General features: G+C 72.3%; 21 protein-coding genes. 16 read left to right on the forward strand and 5 right to left on the reverse strand.

Annotated elements, in window-relative coordinates; all coding sequences use genetic code 11:
• Window positions 1–115: 115 nt before the first annotated feature.
• Genes ACTFAP_RS18230 through ACTFAP_RS18245 form a run of 4 tightly spaced genes read left to right on the forward strand, consistent with a single transcriptional unit; the run spans window position 116 to window position 3185 of the window.
• Entirely contained in the window at window positions 116–1789 is a 1674-nt protein-coding gene (locus ACTFAP_RS18230) for an ATP-binding protein (protein WP_500469490.1), read from the forward strand.
• Window positions 1790–1795: 6 nt separating this feature from the next.
• On the forward strand, window positions 1796–2206 hold the full coding sequence (locus ACTFAP_RS18235; protein WP_390117715.1) for a roadblock/LC7 domain-containing protein: 411 nt from the start codon (window positions 1796–1798) through the stop codon (window positions 2204–2206).
• A 6-nt stretch (window positions 2207–2212) separates the two neighbouring features.
• On the forward strand, window positions 2213–2575 hold the full coding sequence (locus ACTFAP_RS18240; protein WP_030728787.1) for a DUF742 domain-containing protein: 363 nt from the start codon (window positions 2213–2215) through the stop codon (window positions 2573–2575).
• On the forward strand, window positions 2553–3185 hold the full coding sequence (locus tag ACTFAP_RS18245) for a GTP-binding protein (protein ID WP_500466870.1): 633 nt from the start codon (window positions 2553–2555) through the stop codon (window positions 3183–3185). The genes ACTFAP_RS18240 and ACTFAP_RS18245 overlap by 23 nt, the downstream gene beginning before the upstream one ends.
• 66 nt (window positions 3186–3251) lie before the next feature.
• Here the strand turns inward: ACTFAP_RS18245 and ACTFAP_RS18250 are convergent, their stop codons facing one another.
• On the reverse strand, window positions 3252–3380 hold the full coding sequence (locus ACTFAP_RS18250; protein WP_500466871.1) for a hypothetical protein: 129 nt from the start codon (window positions 3378–3380) through the stop codon (window positions 3252–3254).
• A gap of 506 nt (window positions 3381–3886) precedes the next feature.
• Here ACTFAP_RS18250 and ACTFAP_RS18255 point away from each other — a divergent pair.
• The 4 genes from ACTFAP_RS18255 (at window position 3887) to ACTFAP_RS18270 (ending at window position 8407) form a co-directional block, all read left to right on the forward strand.
• Entirely contained in the window at window positions 3887–5158 is a 1272-nt protein-coding gene (locus ACTFAP_RS18255; protein ID WP_500466872.1) for a DUF6716 putative glycosyltransferase, read from the forward strand.
• A 61-nt stretch (window positions 5159–5219) separates the two neighbouring features.
• Window positions 5220–6398 carry a cytidylyltransferase domain-containing protein gene (locus tag ACTFAP_RS18260; protein ID WP_500466873.1) on the forward strand — a complete coding sequence of 393 codons (1179 nt, stop codon included), beginning with the start codon at window positions 5220–5222 and terminating at the stop codon, window positions 6396–6398.
• The gene (locus tag ACTFAP_RS18265) at window positions 6395–7330 is read left to right on the forward strand and encodes an N-acetylneuraminate synthase family protein (RefSeq protein WP_500466874.1); all 936 of its coding nucleotides are present in this window, start codon (window positions 6395–6397) and stop codon (window positions 7328–7330) included. Before ACTFAP_RS18260 ends, ACTFAP_RS18265 begins: the two co-directional genes overlap by 4 nt.
• A 39-nt stretch (window positions 7331–7369) precedes the next feature.
• A complete protein-coding gene (locus tag ACTFAP_RS18270; RefSeq protein WP_495681546.1) occupies window positions 7370–8407 on the forward strand; it encodes a hypothetical protein in 1038 nt (345 codons plus the stop codon).
• 74 nt (window positions 8408–8481) lie between these two features.
• Here the strand turns inward: ACTFAP_RS18270 and ACTFAP_RS18275 are convergent, their stop codons facing one another.
• Window positions 8482–8856, reverse strand: coding sequence for a MerR family transcriptional regulator (locus ACTFAP_RS18275; RefSeq protein ID WP_500466875.1), 375 nt, complete (start codon window positions 8854–8856; stop codon window positions 8482–8484).
• A 61-nt stretch (window positions 8857–8917) separates the two neighbouring features.
• Between ACTFAP_RS18275 and ACTFAP_RS18280 the strand changes: the two genes are divergently transcribed.
• Window positions 8918–10051 (forward strand): alkene reductase, encoded by a 1134-nt coding sequence (locus tag ACTFAP_RS18280; RefSeq protein ID WP_500466876.1) that lies wholly within the window; start codon window positions 8918–8920, stop codon window positions 10049–10051.
• Window positions 10052–10200: 149 nt separating this feature from the next.
• Here the strand turns inward: ACTFAP_RS18280 and ACTFAP_RS18285 are convergent, their stop codons facing one another.
• Genes ACTFAP_RS18285 through ACTFAP_RS18295 form a run of 3 tightly spaced genes read right to left on the reverse strand, consistent with a single transcriptional unit; the run spans window position 10201 to window position 12102 of the window.
• Entirely contained in the window at window positions 10201–10608 is a 408-nt protein-coding gene (locus ACTFAP_RS18285) for an arsenate reductase ArsC (protein ID WP_500466878.1), read from the reverse strand.
• Window positions 10601–11704: an ACR3 family arsenite efflux transporter gene (arsB, locus tag ACTFAP_RS18290; protein ID WP_500466879.1), complete on the reverse strand. Its 1104-nt coding sequence runs from the start codon at window positions 11702–11704 to the stop codon at window positions 10601–10603. Before arsB ends, ACTFAP_RS18285 begins: the two co-directional genes overlap by 8 nt.
• A complete protein-coding gene (locus ACTFAP_RS18295) occupies window positions 11701–12102 on the reverse strand; it encodes an ArsR/SmtB family transcription factor (protein ID WP_500466880.1) in 402 nt (133 codons plus the stop codon). Before ACTFAP_RS18295 ends, arsB begins: the two co-directional genes overlap by 4 nt.
• A 77-nt stretch (window positions 12103–12179) precedes the next feature.
• Between ACTFAP_RS18295 and ACTFAP_RS18300 the strand changes: the two genes are divergently transcribed.
• The 7 genes from ACTFAP_RS18300 (at window position 12180) to ACTFAP_RS18330 (ending at window position 19943) form a co-directional block, all read left to right on the forward strand.
• Window positions 12180–12620: an ArsI/CadI family heavy metal resistance metalloenzyme gene (locus ACTFAP_RS18300; RefSeq protein ID WP_495681552.1), complete on the forward strand. Its 441-nt coding sequence runs from the start codon at window positions 12180–12182 to the stop codon at window positions 12618–12620.
• Window positions 12621–12912: 292 nt separating this feature from the next.
• Window positions 12913–14151 (forward strand): amidohydrolase, encoded by a 1239-nt coding sequence (locus ACTFAP_RS18305; protein WP_495681553.1) that lies wholly within the window; start codon window positions 12913–12915, stop codon window positions 14149–14151.
• 212 nt (window positions 14152–14363) lie between these two features.
• Entirely contained in the window at window positions 14364–15413 is a 1050-nt protein-coding gene (locus ACTFAP_RS18310) for a BMP family lipoprotein (protein WP_390117704.1), read from the forward strand.
• A gap of 104 nt (window positions 15414–15517) precedes the next feature.
• Window positions 15518–17104 (forward strand): ABC transporter ATP-binding protein, encoded by a 1587-nt coding sequence (locus ACTFAP_RS18315; RefSeq protein ID WP_500469492.1) that lies wholly within the window; start codon window positions 15518–15520, stop codon window positions 17102–17104.
• The gene (locus ACTFAP_RS18320) at window positions 17101–18246 is read left to right on the forward strand and encodes an ABC transporter permease (protein WP_390117700.1); all 1146 of its coding nucleotides are present in this window, start codon (window positions 17101–17103) and stop codon (window positions 18244–18246) included. The genes ACTFAP_RS18315 and ACTFAP_RS18320 overlap by 4 nt, the downstream gene beginning before the upstream one ends.
• The gene (locus ACTFAP_RS18325) at window positions 18243–19553 is read left to right on the forward strand and encodes an ABC transporter permease (protein WP_262833270.1); all 1311 of its coding nucleotides are present in this window, start codon (window positions 18243–18245) and stop codon (window positions 19551–19553) included. Before ACTFAP_RS18320 ends, ACTFAP_RS18325 begins: the two co-directional genes overlap by 4 nt.
• Window positions 19554–19943, forward strand: coding sequence for a cytidine deaminase (locus ACTFAP_RS18330; RefSeq protein WP_390117697.1), 390 nt, complete (start codon window positions 19554–19556; stop codon window positions 19941–19943). It begins immediately after the preceding gene.
• Window positions 19944–19946 lie beyond the last annotated feature (3 nt).

Consider the following 19946-nt stretch of genomic DNA (forward strand, 5'->3'; position numbering starts at 1 on the left):
GGTGACTTCGCGGCTCCGCGCGGTGACCGCGCGGCGGTCGCGGCACGCTCCCGCACGACCGTGAAGGCTCTCCATGGCACGTCCTCCGTCCACTTCGGCACTGTGGCCCGTGGCCATGGTCGTCGCGCCGTGTGCGCCGGCCGCGCCGCCGGTCCTCGCACTGCTGGCCGACCCGTCCCCGTGGGCGATGGCGGCGGCGGGCGGCGCCGGCGCCGCGGCGCTGCTCGGGCTGCTGCTCGCCCTGTGGCGCGCACACCGCGCCACCGCCGCCGAACTGGCCCACCAGCGGGCGGAGACCGCCCGGCGGCTGGCCGAACTGGCCCGGCGCGACAAGCAGTGGCGCTCCTTCACCGACCAGCAGGCCGCGCTGCTGCGGCAGGAGTGCGAGCACCTGCTGACGGAACGGCTGCCCGCGGTCTTCCGCGGCCGGGAGGTGCCGCCCGTCAAGTACCGCGCCCAGCTGCCCGAGACCGTGGTGCGGGACTTCGAACGGGTGGTCGCGGAGATCGCCGAACGGCTCGCGGACCGCTCGGAGTCGCAGCGCCTGGCCATGGTGGCGCTGGCCGGCCGCGTACAGACCTCGGCGCACCGCATCCAGGCCGCCGTCACCACCTTGTCCGAACGGCACGGCCACGACCCGGACATCCTGGAGACGGCGATGTGGGTGGACCACGCCGCCACCCAGCAGGCGCGGCACGCCCAGAGCCTCCAGGTGCTCGGCGGTGAGTGGCCGGGCCAGCGCTGGGAGGAACCGATGGCCCTGGTGGACGTGGTGCGCGCCGCCTCGGGCCGGATCGTCGCCTACCGGCGGGTGGAGGTGGCGGGCGAGCAGGACGTGGGCGCCGCCGCCCGCGTCGTCGAGCCGCTGATCCATCTGATCGCCGAACTCCTCGCCAACGCCACCGAGCACTCCCCGCCCAGGACGGTTGTCCCGGTGATGGTGCGCACCGTGCAGCGCGGCGCCGTCATCGAGATCGACGACGGCGGTCTGGGCATGGACGAGTACCGCATGGACCGGGCCCGGCAGATCGTCTCGGGGCGGCGGCCGGTGGCGCTGGCCGACGTGGGGGAGGTGCCGCGCACCGGCTTCGCGGTGGTGGGGCGGTTCGCCGCCCGGCACGGCTTCCAGGTGGACCTGTCGCCCTCGCCGTACGGCGGGGTGCGGGTGGTGATCCTCATCGGCCGGTCCGATCTCGCCACGGTGGAGCCGCTGGGCGCGGGCGGCGGCCGGGGCCGGCGGGAGCTCGGCCCGGTGCCGGGCCGGCTCCCCGCCCCCGGCCACGCGCCGCGTCCGGGGCCTGGCGGCGGTCCGCGGACCGGCCGGGGGCCCGGCGCCGCGCCGCGGACCGGCCGGGAGGTCGTCCAGGGCTCCGGCTCGGCACCCGGTCTCGGCCCCGGCACGGGCCCCGGCTCCGCACCCGGTCTCGGCTCTGGCTCCGCCCCCGAGCCACGTCCCGGCCCCGGCCCCGGCTCCGCACCCCGCCCCGGTGCGCAGCCCGTACCGCAGCCCCGGCCGGAACGTTCCGGCCCCGCCCCCCGGCACGCCAGGGCCCCGGAGCCCGCCCCGCGGCACGGCCACGACCCGGCGCCCCCGCCCGTACGCCCCTCAGGACTGCCCCAACGCGCCTCCCGCCGCGGCGAGTCGCTGCCCCGGCAGCCGTGGAGCGCACCGCCCGAACCGCAACAGACCCCCGAGGAGGCGGGGGACTGGATGGAGAGCTTCCTCGCCGGCGGCGCCGCCGGAACCCCGGCCGGCCCCGCCGACCCCACCACCCACCCGAAAGGCTGAACGCGCATGCAGTACGTCGAAAGCCCCGAGCGGCAGAGCTGGATGATCTCCGAGGTGGCCACCGTGCCCGGCGTCAGACATGTCATCGTGTTCAGCTCGGACGGGCTGCTGCTCGCCTGCTCGGAGGGCATCGACCGGGACAGCGCCGACCGGCTGTCCGCGAACTGCTCCGGGCTGCAGTCCCTGGGCCGCAGCCTGGGCCGGGACTTCGGCGAGGAGGACGGCGCCGTCCACCAGCAGATGGTCGACTTCAGGGGCGGCTACCTGTTCATGCGCAGTGCGGCCGGCACCCATCTCGCCGCCGTCACCGGGCCGGTGGTGGACCCGGGTCTGGTGGCCCAGCGGATGCAGGCCCAGATTCTGCGGATCGGCGCCGTGCGTCCCGGCGGCGGCCCGCCCCCGCGACGGGACGCCTGATCGCCGATGAGCGAGAACGGCGGATACCGTGAGAGGGCGCTGCGGCCCTATGTGATCACCGGGGGGAAGTCGCGTCCGAGCCGTACCACCATGGGGGTGGAGACACTTCTGGTGCGGGCGGACACCGCCGGACCGCTGCCGGTGACGGCCACCCGGGAGATCAGAGCCCTGGTGCGGATGTGCGAGCGGCTGCTCTCCCTCGCGGAGGCGGCCGCCCGTCTCCAACTGCCGCTCAGCCTGGTGAAGGTGCTCGCATCGGAACTGGTGGACGGCGGTTATCTGATCGCCCGCTCGGGAATCCCGCAGGCGGTACGCCCCGACAGGGAATTGCTACAGGAGGTTCTGGATGGTCTTCGCAGACTCCGCTGAGTCCGCGCCCGCCGCTGACCGCTATCTGCCGGACTCGGTGCGCCGGGCGGTGAAGGTCCTGGTGGTGGGCGCCTTCGGGGTCGGGAAGACGACGCTGGTGGGCTCGGTCAGCGAGATCGAGCCGCTGCGCACCGAGGAGGCGCTGACCGAGGCCGGGGTCGGTATCGACGACCTCACCGGCATCGACGGCAAGCGGATGACCACCGTCGCCATGGACTTCGGCCGGCTCACGCTCAACTCGCGGCTGGTGATGTACGTGTTCGGCACCCCGGGACAGCAGCGGTTCTGGGAGCTGTGGGAGGGGCTGGCCGAGGGCGCGCTCGGCGCGCTGGCCGTGGTGGACACCCGGCGGCTGGCCGACAGCTTCGAGGTGCTGGCCCAACTGGAGCTGCGCGGACTGCCGTTCGCCGTGGCCGTCAACCAGTTCCCGGACAGCGCGGTGTACGCCACCGAGGAACTGCGCGGCGCCCTGGACCTGACCGAGGACACCCCGGTCGTCACCTTCGACGCCCGGGACCGGGCCTCCTCGATGGACGCGCTGGTCACCCTCGTCGAGTACATATCGGGCCCCGCCCACCCCCGGGGCGCTCCCGCCACCGCCCCCGGGTGACCTGTTCACCGCCGGCGCCGCACCGCTTCACCTCGGCGGTGACCGGGAGCCGGGGCCGGCCATAGGTCAGCCGGGGACATAGACGCTCGCTCCCCGGTCGAAGACATCGTCGGCGCGGGGATGGACGGTGCCCAGGACCCGGTCCCGGCAGTCCTCCGTGGCGAAGACGAGGACCGTGATGTCCGTGCCGTTCACCACCGGCAGCGGCCGGACCGTGCCCGGGTAGCAGCCCTCACCGGGATCGGTGTACCGGGTGCCGCCGACCGTCAGGGTGCCCTGCGCGCCACCGCCGGGGCCGCTAGCGCCAGCATCAGTGCCCCCGCCACCACCACCGCCGCCGTCATGGCCGACATGCGACGTACCATCGCGACCTCCACAAGGAGCAAGGAACCGGGTGGGTCGACCGCCCCCACCTGTTCCTCCCCTCCCGCTGGGCGCGGCGATCGCGAGGTCACCCGGATGTGCGGCTCCCCGGCGCGTACGGCGTCGCGGGCCCGGCCGTGCGGGCCGCCGCCCCGCGCCGCACGCCCCTCGCCCCGCTCCGCCCCCGTCACCTTCCGGCGCCGTGGCTGAACGGCTCCCCACCGCAAGGTGAACGGGGGCTGTCCCGTAACCCAGTTGGCCGCACGGTGCCGATCCGTTCACCCTCTGTTGGTCATCAGTTGGCCCCTTCCTGGGGCGCGCTGCCTAGGTTCCCTGATGTGCCAAGTCCTTCCCCCCACGACCCGCCCCGCGTCGCCGTCCTCGCGGACTCCGACACCCGGTGGAAATGGGGTGCTCACACCGCCCGCCGGCTGGTCCCCGGCGCGATCCCGCAGGGCTTCCTGCTGCGCGGCCGGGCCACCCCCACCGCCCGGCAGCTGGCCGAGAGCGGCGCGGACGCGGGCGAGGCCCGTGAGATCACGGCCGCCGACTTCCTGACCGAACTGGGCCGCGGCACCCACCAGGTGCTGATCCTGGCCTGCGTGGGCGGCACCGTCCAGGCGCTGCTGCACGCCCTCGCCGACGTGTGGAAGGGCGACCGGCAGCGGCCCGTGGTCGTCACCGGCTACGTGGGCGTCGTCTACGAGAAGCTCACCGACGGCCTGCTGCTGCGGCACGGCGCCGACGTGGTGCTGGCCAACAGCCCCTACGACGTACGCCGCTTCCGCGCGGTGTACGAGGGAGTACGGGCCGACGCCTCCGCCGTCACCGAGTGCGCGCTGCCCTTCCTCGGCGGCGAGCCGTACGACGCGCGCCCGCGGGGAACGGACCGCCCCTACCGGCTGGTGTTCGCCGTGCAGCCCTCGGTCCCCGGCAGCCGCGCCGACCGCGCGTACCTGCTGGAGCGGGCCATGGCGCACGCCCGCCGGCACCCCGGACGCGAGGTGGTCGTCAAGCTGCGCAGCAGGCCGGGCGAACAGACCACGCACGTGGAGGAACTGCCCTACCAGCGGCTGGCGGAGCGCGCCCGCGACCGGCGGCCCGACAACTTCTCCCTCGCCTACGGCAACATGGGCGAGGTCCTGGACACCACCGACCTGCTGGTGACGGTCTCCTCCACCGCCGCGCTGGAGTCCCTGCACCGGGGCATCCCCACCGCGATCCTCACCGACCTGGGCATCCGCGAGCCGCTGGGCAACCACTACTTCACCGGCTCGGGCTGCCTGGCCTCCTGGGACGAACTCGACGCCGGGTACCGGCCCGAGCCCGACCAGGAGTGGCTGGCCGACCAGGGGCTGGCCGCCGACCCGGAGCACGCGTACGGCCCGGCCCGCGAGCGGCTGGGCGCCCTGCTGAGCGCGCCGCGCCCGCCGCTGACCCCGTACTACACGCGGCGTACCGCCCCCGGCTATCTGCCCGGCATCCTCGCCCGCCACGACACGGCGGCGCCCGCCTCCACCCACCGCCTGCTGCGGCAGGCCGCCCGTGCCACGTACCGCACGGCGGCCCAGCGCATCGCGCCGATCATCCGCCGCTGGGGGCAGCTGTGACCGCCTCCGCACCCGGCGCCCCCGGCCCCGCACCCACGACAACGACCATGAAAGCGACGCCATGCCCAACGTCCTGGCCGTCATACCCGCGCGCGGAGGCTCCAAGGGGGTGCCCGGGAAGAACCTCGCGCCCATCGCCGACGCCCCGCTCGTGGTCCGCGCCGTACGGGCCGCCCGGGCCGCGCGGCTGATCGGACAGGTCGTGGTCTCCACCGACGACCCCGGCATCGCCGCCCTGGCCCGCTCGGCGGGTGCCCGCGTCGTCGAACGCCCCGCGCGGATCTCCGGCGACACCGCCACCAGCGAGGCCGCCGTCCTGCACGCCATGGACACCGTCGAACAGCGCGACGGCACCCCCCTGGACGTGGTCCTGCTCGTGCAGTGCACCAGCCCCTTCATCACCCCCGGCGAACTGGACGGCGTCACCCGCGCCGTACTGGAAGGCGGCGCCGACTCCGCCTTCACCGCCGCCCCCTTCCACGGCTTCGTGTGGCGCGAGAGCGACCAGGGCGGACACGGCGTCAACCACGACAAGGCGTACCGGCCGCGCCGCCAGGACCGCCCGCAGGACTGGCTGGAGACCGGCGCCGCGTACGCCATGCGCGCCCCCGGCTTCCGCACCGAACGCCACCGCTTCTTCGGCCGCACCTCCCTGGTGCCCGCCGACCCCGCCCGCGTCCTGGAGATCGACGATCCGCACGATCTCGACCGGGCCCGCGCGCTCGCCCCGCTGCTGGACGGCACCGGCGGACGCCTGCCAGGACGCGAGGACATCGACGCGGTCGTCATCGACTTCGACGGCACCCAGACCGATGACCGGGTGCTGATCGACTCCGAGGGACGGGAACTGGTCGCCGTGCACCGCGGCGACGGCCTCGGCATCGCCGCGCTGCGCCGCGCGGGGCTGCCGCTGCTGATCCTGTCCACGGAACAGAACCCGGTCGTCGCCGCCCGGGCGCGCAAGCTGCGCATCCCGGTTCTGCACGGCATCGACCGCAAGGACCTCGCACTCAAACAGTGGTGCGAGGAGCACGGGATCAACCCCGAACGCGTGCTCTACGCCGGCAACGACGTCAATGACCTGCCCTGCTTCGGCCTCGTCGGCTGGCCGGTGGCCGTCGCCGGCGCCCATGACGTCGTCACCGCCGCCGCCCGCGCCGTCACCACCGCCCCCGGCGGATACGGCGCGATCCGCGAGATCGCCTCGTGGATCCTCGGAAAGGAACTCAGCACCTCATGACCACCAGCAACCGCCTCCGTCAGCTCGGCGACCGCGTCGTGGGCCCCGGCCGCCCCGTGTACGTCACCGGTGAGATCGGCATCAACCACAACGGTGACCTGGACAACGCCTTCGCCCTGATCGACGCCGCCGTCGAGGCCGGCTGCGACGCCGTGAAGTTCCAGAAGCGCACCCCGGAGATCTGCACCCCGCGCGACCAGTGGGACATCGAGCGCGACACCCCCTGGGGCCGGATGACGTACATCGACTACCGGCACCGGGTCGAGTTCGACGCGGACGACTACGCCGCCATCGACGCGTACTGCAAGAAGCACGGCATCCACTGGTTCGCCTCCCCGTGGGACACCGAGGCCGTCGACTTCCTGGAGAAGTTCGACGTGCCCGCCCACAAGGTGGCCTCCGCCTCGCTGACCGACGACGACCTGCTGCGGGCCCTGCGCGCCACCGGCAAGACCGTCATCCTGTCCACCGGCATGTCCACTCCGCAGCAGATCCGGCACGCGGTCGAGGTCCTGGGATCGCAGAACATCCTGCTCTGCCACGCCACCAGCACCTACCCGGCCAAGGCCGACGAGCTGAACCTGCGCGTCATCAACACCCTCCAGGCCGAGTACCCCAACGTCCCGATCGGCTACTCCGGCCACGAGACCGGCCTGCAGACCACCCTCGCCGCGGTCGCCCTCGGCGCCGTCTTCGTCGAGCGCCACATCACCCTGGACCGCGCCATGTGGGGCTCGGACCAGGCCGCCTCCGTCGAGCCGCAGGGCCTGACCCGCATGGTGCGCGACATCCGCACCATCGAGGAGTCCCTGGGCGACGGCGTCAAGAAGGTGTACGACAGCGAGCTGGCCCCCATGAAGAAGCTGCGCCGCGTCAAGGGCGTCGTCGCCGAGGGCGCCGAGACCGGCGAGCGCGAGCCCGCCAACGCCTGACCCGCAGCACCACCGCAACCCACGGAAGGGCGGAGAAAGATGACGACCGACGAGACGCTGGCATTCGCCGAGAGCCCGGTCCAGCTGCTGAACATACTGGAGTGGGCCCACGTCCACCCCGGCGCCCGCACGGTCGTCATCCTGCCCCCGCACGACCCCATCTCCCGGGGCCAGCTGCGCCGGATGGCCCAGCTGGCCCGGGACGAGGGGCACCGCGTGCTGTGGCAGGAGGCGCGCGGCGGGGCGGTCAAGCCCTCCCGCGCCCTGGCCGCCCTCGCCGGGCCGCTGCGCCGGGCGAAGCTGCTGCTGATCGGGGACCCGTTCTCCCGGTACCTCCAGCTGCTGCTGTCCATGGCCCGGCGCTGCGACGTGGTCGTGGTGGACGACGGCACCGCCACCATGGAGTTCACCGCGCAGCTGGCGCGCGGCGAGCGGCTGGTGCGCTGGCACCGCACCGCACCCTCCGGGGCGCGCGCCGCGCTGTTCGCGCCGGTGGCCAAGCGCGCGGTGCGGCGGCTCACCCCGGCCACCGGGGTGGGGGTGGAGGTCTTCACCGCGATGCCGGTGGATCCCCCCGAGGGCGTCGCCGTCACCGCCAACACCCTGGCCTGGACCCGGGACCGCTTCGGCCCGCCCCGGGTCGCCGAGGGCGCCGACCTGGTCGGCACCTCGCTGGTGGAGACCGGCGTGCTGCACGAGGACCGCTATCTGAGCGCGGTCGCCGAACTGGCCGACCGGCACGGCGTGGCCCGCTACTACGCGCACCGCAAGGAGAGCGCCGAGAAGCTGCGCCGGGTGGAGCGCGAGGCCGGCCTGGAGATCGTCCGGCCCGACCTGCCGCTGGAACTGGTCGCGCGGCGCGGTCCCGTCGGCTCCACGATCCTCTCCTTCCCCTCCACCGTCGTGCACACCCTGCCGCTGGTGCTGTCGGACACCAGCACCGAGATCGTGGTGTGCGACGTGTCGCCCGGCTGGTTCACGGACCGGGTCACCGAGCGGGCCAGCGGCTTCCTGTCCGCCGTCACCAACACGGCGCGCGGCGCCCACGGACTGAGCTTTCTCCCCGCCCCTCAATGAGGGGCGCCCGGAGGAGGACGAGCGCCCCGCGGCGCCGGAGCCGCGCTGAGCCCGGCCGGGTACGGGAGCGGCGGCTACGGCTGCCCGTCCGCCGGACGTGCGGCGTTCGCGATCACCTCGTCCAGCAGGGCGCGGGAGCGCCGCAGGTCCTCGATCATGCCGTCGATGCGGGACCGTTCCCAGGTCAGCTCGGTCATCAGGTACGGGTCCGCCGGCTGGGCCGGCCGCCCGTCGCTGTCGCGCATGCAGGGCAGCAGCTTGGCGATCTTCTCGCTGCACAGCCCGGCCGCGTACAGCGTCTGGATCCGGGCGACCCGGTCCGCCGCGCCCTCGGCGTACTCCCGGTGTCCGCCGGGGGTCCGCCCGGCCGAGAGCAGGCCCTCCTGCTCGTAGTAGCGCAGCGAGCGTTCGCTCACTCCCGTGCGGCGGGCCAGTTCACCGATACGCATGACGCAGGTCACACCTTCCGGGCTTGAATCTGACATCGATGAGAAGTTCTACGGTACCGGCATGACCACCGACACCGGTACCGCCACCGACGCCCGAACCGCCGCCGTGTCCGACCTGCTCGCCCCCGCCCGGCTCGGCGCGCACCCGCTGGCCAACCGCCTCGTCATGGCCCCCATGACCCGCAACCGCGCCGAGCCCGACGGCACCCCCACCGCCCTGATGGCCGAGTACTACGCCCAGCGCGCCTCCGCCGGGCTGATCATCGCCGAGGCGTCCGCCCCCAGCCGCGTCGGCCACACGTACCCGAACATCACCGCCCTGTACACCGACCGGCACACTGCCGGCTGGCGCCGCGTCACCGACGCCGTCCGGGCGGCCGGCGGCGGTCCGCTCTTCCTCCAGATCCAGCACGCCGGCCGGGTCGGCCACCCCGCCACCAGCGGCCACACCCCGATCGCCCCCTCGCCGCTCCCGCTGCCCGAGACCCTCCACACCCCGACCGGACGCCGCGCCGCCGTCACCCCGCGCGAGATGACCGCCGCCGACATCCGGCAGACGGTCCGCGACTTCGCCGCCACCGCCCGCCGCGCCGTCGACGCCGGCTTCGACGGGGTCGAGGTGCACAGCGCCAACGGCTACCTGCTGCACCAGTTCCTCGCCACCGGCACCAACCGGCGCACCGACGCCTACGGCGGCACCGTCGCGGCCCGGATCCGCTTCACCACCGAGGTGGTGGCCGCCGTCGCCGACGCCATCGGCGCCGAACGCACCGGACTGCGCGTCTCCCCCCTGCACGCCGTCAACGGCATCGCGGAGTCCGAGGCCGAGGCCGAGGCGCTCTACCCCGCCCTGCTGGAGGCCACCGCCGGCGCCGGCCCGGCCTACCTGCACCTCGCCTTCGCCGACCCCGCGCACCCGCTCTTCGCCCGGCTGCGCGCGCTGTGGCCCGGCGCCCTCATCGCCAACCCGGTGCTGCCCGCCGACCGGATCCCGGCGGACGGCGGCCTGGCCGCCGCCACAGCGCTGCGTGCCGCCGGCGCCGACCTCGTCGCGCTCGGCCGCCCCTTCCTCGCCAACCCCGACCTCGTCGAGCGGCTGCGCACCGGGGCCCCGGTCAATCCCGTACGCGATCGCTACGCCATGTACACCGGCGGCGCCCTCGGCTACACCGACTACCCCGTGCTTCCCGCGTAGGTGGAGGCGGCGGTGTCGGCCGCGGGTGACCAGCGAGGTGTGGTGGTGAACCGACCGCGCGCTCGGTGCCCGGGGGTGCTGGCCCTCCCTGCGTTTCGGCGTCTGCCCCGGCGCCGCTGCTACATCATCGGGGCTCTGCCACAACTGCCTCAGTGAGGATGCAAGGTGGTGAGAAGGCCGCGAATGCGCTGCTCGATCTCATCCCGGATGGGCCGGATCGCGTCGATGCCTTGCCCTGCCGGGTCATCGAGTTTCCAGTCGAGGTATGTCTTGCCGGGGAAGACGGGACAGGTGTCGCCGCATCCCATGGTGATCACCACGTCGGACGCCTGTACCGCGTCGGTGGTGAGCATTTTCGGTGTCTCGGTCGACACGTCGATGCCGACCTCGGCCATCGCCTGGACGACGGCCGGGTTCACCACGTCGGCCGGTGCGGACCCGGCGGAGCGGACCTCTACCCGGTCGCCCGCGAGGTGGGTGAGGTAGGCGGCGGCCATCTGGGAACGCCCCGCGTTGTGGACGCACACGAACAGCACGGACGGCTTGGTCTCAGACACGGGCGGGGCCTTTCGGCGTGGCTTCCGGAGCGGGTTGAGGGAAGAAGCGGCGGGCGGCGAGGGCGACGTGGACCAGGCCGATGAGGACGGGGACCTCGATGAGGGGGCCGACGACTCCGGCGAGGGCCTGTCCGGAGGTGGCGCCGAAGGTGGCGATGGCCACCGCGATGGCGAGCTCGAAGTTGTTGCCGGCGGCGGTGAACGCCAGCGCCGTGGCCTTCGGGTAGTCGAGTCCGACCGCGCGGCCGACAGCCATGGATCCGGTCCACATCAGCGCGAAGTAGACCAGCAGCGGCAGCGCGATGCGCACGACATCGAGGGGCTGGGAGGTGATGGCGTCGCCCTGGAGGGCGAAGAGCACGATGACGGTGAACAGCAGCCCGTACAGGGCGAACGGGCCGATGCGGGGGATGAGCTTCGTCTCGTACCAGGTGCGGCCTCTGGCTCTCTCGCCGATGCGGCGGGTGACATACCCGGCCAGCAGCGGAACCCCCAGGAAGATCAGTACGGAGCGGGCGATCTCCCACACGGACACGTCCAGCGTGGTCTGCTGGAGGCCGAGCCAGCCGGGCAGCACGGACAGGTAGAACCAGCCGAGCGCGGCGAAGGCGATCACCTGGAAGAGCGAGTTGAGGGCGACGAGGACGGCGGCGGCTTCGCGGTGGCCGCGGGCGAGATCGTTCCAGATGATGACCATGGCGATGCAGCGGGCGAGCCCGACGATGATCAGGCCGGTGCGGTACTCGGGGAGGTCCGGCAGGAAGACCCAGGCGAGGGCGAACATCAGGGCCGGGCCCACGACCCAGTTCAGGACGAGTGAGGGGATGAGCAGGCGCCGGTCGCGGGTGACGGTGTCAAGACGGTCGTAGCGGACCTTCGCGAGGACGGGATACATCATCAGCAGCAGTCCGAGCGCGATCGGCAGCGATACGCCCGTGATGGTGACTTCGGCGAGCGCGTCGCCCAGGCCGGGGACAAGCCGGCCCAGGCCCAGGCCGACGGCCATCGCGGCCAGAATCCACACGGCGAGAAACCGGTCCAGGAACGACAGCCGCCCGGCCACCGGCCCCACCGGCGCCGAAGTGTCCGTGCTCACGCCGCGGGCCCCGCGGGGGCGGGTCCGGGCAGCGGCTGCCCGGCGGGGCGGGTGAGGATCCGCGCCAGCTGATCGGTCATCCGGGGCAGCAGCCGGTAGTACACCCACGTCCCGCGCCGTTCGGAGGCGATCAGGCCGGCCTGCTTCAGCAGTTTCAGGTGGTGGGAGATCGTCGGCTGGGACAGGTCGAAGGCGGGGGTGAGGTCGCAGACGCAGACCTCCCCGCCCGCGCGGGAGGCGATCAGCGAGAGGAGCCGCAGCCGCACCGGGTCCCCCAGGGCCTTGAACACCTTCGCCAGCGTCTCGGCCTGGTCTTCGTCCAGCGGGGCGGTCAGCAGACCCGGGCAGCACCCGTCGGCGCCGTCCTGACCCAGCACCACAAGCTCTTGTTTCGACATGCTTCTATGTTGACGTTTTTCGATCCACGATGCAAGGTTGCATCGACAGACATCGATGCAACCTGTGGGGAGACAGCATGTCCCGTGTCCAGATCGCGCTCAACGTCGCCGACCTCGAAGCGTCGGTGCTCTTCTACTCCAAGCTGTTCGGGGTGGCACCGGCCAAGCGCCGCCCCGGCTACGCCAACTTCGCGATCACCACCCCGCCGCTCAAGCTCGTCCTCATCGAAGGCGAGCCCGGACAGGCAACCCGCCTGGACCACCTCGGCGTCGAGGTCACCACCACCGGGGAGGTCACCGCAGCCACCACCCGGCTCAAGGACGCCGGCCTCGCAACGTTCGAGGAGAACGACACCTCCTGCTGCTACGCCCTCCAGGACAAGGTGTGGGTCCACGGCCCCGGAAAGGAGCCCTGGGAGGTCTACGTCGTCAAGGCCGACGCCGACCAGCCCGGCAAGAGCCCCGTCCCGGACGGCGACGCCTGCTGTGCCGGGCGGGACGTGACCGCGGAAGCCTGAGGGCTCTCACGCCGCGCTCGCGGCGGCTGAATCGCCGGGCCCGGCTCACCGCTGCCCAGGTGCGCCGGCCCCGGCGGCGCCTCCGGCAACCCGCAAGAGCCCCCGCAGGGCGAGGCTTCACATCCGCGGCTCCCGAAGGCAAAGGACACCGGGCTCCCGTCGGCGCCCACCGCGAACCGGAAGAAATAAAAAACAGTCATACCCAGTCAGTTGCGACCGTACGCGTTCCCGGCGTGTGAACTTTGCGTGATCGGCGCCGGTTGAGCGGCGAAACAGAGATAGTGTCGGAGGCGTGAGTCAACAGCTGTCACCGGAGTCCGCCGGTGTGCTGAGCGATGCCCTGCGGCGCGAACTGATCGCCGTCCGCCGGGATCTCCACATGCACCCCGAGCTGGGCCACCAGGAGGTCCGTACCACCGCCGTCATCAAGGAGCGCCTGGAGCGCGCGGGTCTCGCACCACGCGTACTCGACGGCGGTACCGGCCTGGTATGTGACATCCACCCCACCGGTGACGCACGGGCGGGCAGATCCGGCCGCCCGGTGCTGGCGCTGCGCGCCGACCTCGACGCGCTGCCGATCCCCGACACCAAGACCGTGCCGTACCGCTCCACCATCCCCGGGCGGGCGCACGCCTGCGGCCACGACGTGCACACCACCGTGGTGCTCGGCACCGGCCTGGTCCTCGCCGGGCTGGCCGCCCGGGGCGAGCTGTCGCAGCCGGTCCGGCTGATCTTCCAGCCGGCCGAGGAGGTGCTGCCGGGCGGCGCCACCGACGCCATCGACTCCGGCGTGCTGGACGGCGTCGGCCGCATCCTCGCCCTGCACTGCGACCCCAAGGTCGACGCCGGGAAGATCGGGCTCAAGTCCGGGCCCATCACCTCCGCCTGCGACCGGCTGGAGATCCGGCTGTCCGGCGACGGCGGCCACACCGCCCGCCCGCACCTCACCACCGACCTGGTCACCGCCGCCGCGCGGGTCATCACCGACGTCCCCGCGCTGCTCTCCCGCCGGGTCGACACCCGCGCCGGGCTCGCCGTCACCTGGGGCAAACTGGCCACCGGCCACGCCTCCAACGTCATCCCGCAGCGCGCCGAGATCTCCGGCACCATGCGCTGCCTGGAGCTGTCCGCCTGGCGGGACGCCAAGGACCTGGTCGAGGAGGCGGTCGGCGAGGTCGCGCGGCTGCACCAGGCCAAGTACGAGATCGACTACATCCGCGGTGTGCCGCCGGTGGTCAACGAGCCGCAGGTCACCTCGCTGCTGGCGGCGGCCATGACCAGCCGGTACGGGGCCGACGCGGTCGAGCCCACCGAGCAGTCCCTGGGCGGCGAGGACTTCTCCTGGTACCTGGAGCAGGTCCCCGGCGCCATGGCCCGCCTCGGGGTCAGGCCGCCCGGCGACGGCGACCGGCCCGGAGCCGCGCCGCGCGACATCCACCAGGGCGACTTCGACGTGGACGAGTCCGCGATCGGGGTCGGTGTGGAACTGCTCACCTCGGCCGCCCTGCTGGACGCCGCCCAGCGCCCCTGAACGCCTCCGCGCGCCCGTGAACACCACCGGTACCCGGGGTTCTGCCGCAGCCCCGGGTGCCGGTGCTGACACACCGAGCAATGTTGCGTACTGGTTGCGTTCACGACGATCTGATAACGGGTCCTTGGCCCGTCTTTACCGCATGTCTACGCGCGTTACGATCCTGGCAACAGCGCCGTAAGAGGCGCTTTCAGACCGAAGGGATCGTCCTCTTGCGCCGCGTATCCAAGCTCGCAGCATCGGTCGCCGTCACGGCGACCCTCGCCCTGACCGCCACGGCGTGCGGTGAGAGCTCCACCTCCTCCTCCGGATCCGGCAAGAGCGACGCGGGCGTGGGCCTGGCCTTCGACGTCGGCGGCCGGGACGACCACTCCTTCAACGAGTCCGCCGCGCGCGGCCTGGACCGCGCCGCCGAGGAGCTCGGCGTCGAGTTCAAGGAGATGACCGCCAAGAACGACGAGACCGACGCCGACCGCGAGCAGCGGCTGACGTCCCTCGCCGAGAACGGCTTCAACCCGATCATCGGCGTCGGCTACCTCTACGGAAACTCCATAGAGAAGGTCGCCGCGAACTACCCCGACATCACCTTCGGTGTGGTGGACTCCGTCGCCGAGGGCGACAACGTCTACAGCATGGTCTTCTCCGAGCACGAGGGCTCCTACCTCGCCGGTGTCGCCGCCGCGCTGAAGACCGAGTCCGGCACCGTCGGCTTCATCGGCGGTGTGAACAACCCGCTGATCAACAAGTTCGAGGCCGGCTTCGTCCAGGGCGTGCTCGACACCAACGACGCCGAGGGCACCGACGTCACCGTCGATGTCCAGTACCTCTACGAGGACAACGACGCCGGCTTCAACGACGTCGCCAAGGCCCGTGAGACCGCCGACGGCATGCTCGGCCGCGGCGCCGACATCATCTACACCGCCGCCGGCCAGTCCGGCCAGGGCTCCATCGAGATGGTCGCCGGTGTCGAGGGCGCCTGGGCGATCGGTGTCGACTCCGACGCCTACGTCCAGCCCGGCCTCGCCGAGTACAAGGACTCCATCCTCACCTCCGTGGTCAAGGGCGTGGACGTGGCCGTCTTCGACCTGATCAAGTCGGTCCAGGACGGCGAGCCGCTGAGCGGCCCGCACTCCTACAACCTCGCCGAGGAGGGTGTCCAGCTGGCCACCTCGGGTGGTTTCATCGATGACATCTCCGAGCAGATCGAGGCGGCCAAGGCCCGCATCGTCTCCGGCGAGGTCACCGTCCAGGAGACCCCGTAACACAGTGACGGCCGCCCCCCGGGGCGGCCGTACGGGGCCGGTGGGGGACTCTCTCCCCGCCGGCCCTCCGCTCGCTTCACCGTCCCGCGCGAGGAGAGTGCGCCATCCCAGCCTCCAGCAGCTCCCCCGAGCCCAGCGGCACCACCCCGGCCGTTGAGCTGCGCGGGATCACCAAACGCTTCCCCGGCGTCGTGGCCAACCACGACATCGACATCACCGTGCGCAAGGGCACCGTGCACGCCCTCGTGGGCGAGAACGGCGCCGGCAAGTCCACGCTGATGAAGATCCTCTACGGCATGCAGAAGCCGGACGAGGGCACCATCACCATCGACGGCGACCAGGTCTCCTTCGCCACCCCGGCCGACGCCATCGCCCGCGGCATCGGCATGGTGCACCAGCACTTCATGCTCGCGGACAACCTCACCGTCCTGGAGAACGTGGTCCTGGGCGCCGAGAAGCTCCACGGCATCGGAGGCGCCGCCCGCGCCCGCATCAAGGAACTGTCCGACGCGTACGGCCTGGGCGTACGTCCCGACCTGCTGGTCGAGGACATCGGCGTCGCCGACCGGCAGCGGGTGGAGATCCTCAAGGTCCTCTACCGGGGCGCAAAGACCCTCATCCTGGACGAGCCCACCGCCGTCCTGGTGCCGCAGGAGGTGGACGCCCTCTTCGGCAACCTCCGCGAGCTGACCGCCGAGGGCCTCACCGTCATCTTCATCTCCCACAAGCTGGGCGAGGTGCTCTCGGTCGCCGACGACATCACCGTCATCCGGCGCGGTACGACGGTCGCCGCCGTCGAACCCTCCGCGACCACCCCCAAGCAGCTGGCCGAGCTGATGGTCGGCTCCGAGCTGCCCACCCCCGAGACCCGCGAGTCCACCGTCACCGACCGGCCGGTGCTCACCGTCGCCGGGCTGCGGCAGTCGGGCACCGACTCGGACGGGGTACGCCGCGACGTGCTCTCCGAGGTGGACTTCACCATCCACGCCGGTGAGGTGCTGGGCATCGCCGGCGTCGAGGGCAACGGCCAGGCCGAACTGGTCGAGGCCATCATGGGCGTACGCGGCCTGGACGCCGGCACCATCTCGCTGGACGGCGAGGACATCACCCGCCGCTCCACCCGCCGCCGCCGCGAGGACGGCATCGGCTACATCCCCGAGGACCGGCACCGGCACGGCCTGCTGCTGAACGCCCCGCTGTGGGAGAACCGGATGCTGGGCCATGTCACCCAGCGCCCCAACAGCAAGGGCCCGTGGCTGACCGCCGGGGACGCCCGCGCCGACACCGAGCGGATCGTGCGCGAGTACGACGTGCGCACCCCCGGCATCGAGGTCACCGCCGCGTCGCTCTCCGGCGGCAACCAGCAGAAGCTGATCTTCGGCCGCGAGATGAGCCACCACCCCAAGGTGCTGATCGCCGCCCACCCCACCCGGGGCGTGGACGTCGGCGCCCAGTCCCAGATCTGGGACCAGATCAGGGCCGCGCGCCGTGAAGGGCTCGCCGTGCTGCTGATCTCCGCCGACCTGGACGAGCTGATCGGCCTGTCCGACAGCCTCCGCGTCATGTACCGGGGCCGGCTGGTCGCCGACGCCGACCCCGCCACCATCACCCCCGAGGAGTTGGGCACCGCCATGACCGGCGCCGCCACCGGCCACCTGACGGGCGACGCGCAGACGGAGACCCCGTCATGAGCGCCGTGACCGCCGTGACCACCCGGATCAAGAACATCGACCGGGAGAAGATCGTCCTGGGGCTCGCCGCCCCGCTGCTGGCGATCGTCACCGCCGTGATCATCACCTCGCTGGTGATGACCGCCACCGGGCAGAACCCCTTCCAGGCGTTCTCCGTGATGCTGGACTTCGGCTCCAAGAGCGACAGCCAGGTCTGGATCGTCAACAAGGCGATCCCGTACTACCTGTCGGCCGTCGCGGTGGCCATCGGCTTCCGGATGAACCTGTTCAACATCGGGGTCGACGGCCAGTACCGGGTCGCCGCCTTCTTCGCCGCCGCCGTCGGCGGCGCGCTGGCGCTGCCCGGCATCATCCAGATCCCCATCATCCTGATCACCGCCATGCTGGTCGGTGCGCTGTGGGCGGGCATCGCCGGCTACCTGAAGGCCACCCGGGGCGTCAGCGAAGTGATCACCACGATCATGCTGAACTTCATCGGCGGCTCGCTCATCGGCTACTTCCTCAAGGAAGGCCGGCTGGCGGAGCGCGAGGGCAACCTCGTGCACACCACCGACATCCCCGACTCCAGCTTCTTCTTCGAGATCCCCACCAACGTCCAGCCGATCTACGGCACCATCGTGATCGCGGTGATCGTCGGCATCGGCTACTGGTTCGTGCTCAGCCGCACCCGCTTCGGCTACGACCTGCGGGCCGTCGGCGCCTCCGAGCCGGCCGCCGAGGCGTCCGGCGTCTCCGTCAAGCGCACCGTGATCACCGCGATGCTGCTCTCCGGCGCGGTGGCCGGCCTGGTGGGCATGCCCACCCTGCTGAACATCTCCGGCAACTACGGCAACGACTTCCCCACCGGGATCGGCTTCACCGGCATCGCCATCGCCCTGCTCGGCCGCAACAGCGCGGTCGGCATGGCCTTCGCGGCGCTGCTGTGGGGCTTCCTTGAGCGTACCGGTGGCCAGCTGGAGTTCGAGGGCTACGCCCAGGAGATCGTCGGCGTGATGCAGGGCGTCATCGTGCTGTCCGTCGTGGTCGCCTACGAACTCGTCCGCCGCTGGGGCATCAAACGCCAACAGCGCATCGTCGGCGAACAGCTCGCCGCCCAGGCCCGTAAGAACAGCGCGGAGAAGGACGCGGAGGTGACGGCGTGACCACCACCGTGGAGACCCCCGCCGGAAAACCCGGGAGCGACAAGGGCAAGGGCACGGGAGCCACGAGCAGTGGCACGCCGCGCCGCAGGCTCACCTACCCCATGGTGCTGCTGCTGATCGCGGGCGGCCTCGTGCTGCTGTCCGTGGTCCGCGTGGTGACCGGCGCCGACTCGCTGACCGCCACCAGCCAGTGGGCGAGCGCGCTCAGCTTCGCCGTGCCGATCGGCCTCGCCGGCCTCGGCGGCCTGTGGGCCGAGCGCTCCGGCGTCGTCAACATCGGCCTCGAGGGCATGATGATGCTCGGCCTGTTCGCGGCCGGCTGGATCGGCTGGCAGTACGGGCCCTGGGCCGCGGTGCTCGCGGGCATCATCGGCGGCATGCTGGGCGGCCTGGTGCACGCGGTGGCCACCGTCACCTTCGGCGTGGACCACATCGTCTCCGGTGTCGCCATCAACATCCTGGCCCTGGGCGTGGTGCAGTTCCTCGCCAAGCTGTGGTTCGGCGCCGACGGCAGCCCGGCCAAGGACGCCGGCGGCAACGACAAGCAGTCGCCGCAGATGGACATCCTCCAGCCGTTCTCGGTGCCGGGCGTGGCCGACTGGCTGGGTGACATCGCGGGCAAGCGCTGGTTCCTGATCTCCGATCTGGCGGGCATCCTGCGCGCCGGCGTCAACAACGTCTCCTGGCTCACCCTGCTCGCGGTGCTGCTGTTCGTGGGCACATACGTGGTGCTGTGGAAGACGTCCTTCGGGCTGCGGCTGCGCTCCTGCGGTGAGAACCCGCAGGCCACCGAGTCGCTGGGGGTGAACGTCTACGCGTACAAGTACGTCGCCCTGCTGGTCTCCGGCGGCCTCGCCGGGCTCGGCGGCGCGTACCTGGCGGTGCTGATCCGCATGTACCAGGACGGCCAGACCGGCGGGCGCGGCTACCTGGGCCTGGCGACCATGATCTTCGGCAACTGGCGTCCCGGCGGTGTCGCCACCGGCGCCGGCCTGTTCGGCTTCATGGACGCCCTCCAGACCCGCGACGGCGGCGCCACCGTGCACGCCACGCTGCTGCTGTTCGCCCTGGCCCTGGCGGGTGTCGCGATCTGGCAGCTGTGGCGCGGCAAGCGCCTCACCGCGCTGATCGTGGCCGTCGTCGGAGCGGCGCTGTGGATCTGGTACGCCACCACTGACACGATGCCGCTCGAGCTGGTGAGTGCCAGCCCGTACCTGACGACGCTGCTGGTACTGACGCTGTTCGCCCAGCGGCTGCGGACACCCAAGGCGGTGGGCAAGCCCTACCGGAGAGGCGAGGGCGGCTAGATGGCGGAGACCACCGAGGTGGACTGGGAGGCGCTGCGCGGCGCGGCCCGCGAGGTGATGGGCCGGGCGTACGCCCCGTACTCCCGTTACCGGGTGGGCGCCGCGGCGCTGGTGGACGACGGCCGTACGGTGGTCGGCTGCAATGTGGAGAACGCCTCCTACGGGGTGGGGCTGTGCGCCGAGTGCGGCTTGGTCTCCGCCCTGCACGCCACCGGCGGCGGCCGGCTCACCCACTTCACGTGCGTCAACGGCAAGGGGGAGATCATCACCCCGTGTGGCCGCTGCCGCCAGCTGCTGATGGAAAACGGCGGCCCGGAGCTGCTGGTGGACACCCCCGCCGGCGGCATCCGTCCGCTGTCCGATCTGCTCCCCGAATCCTGGAACTTCTGATCT

This window comes from Streptomyces sp. PH9007, assembly GCF_059813725.1.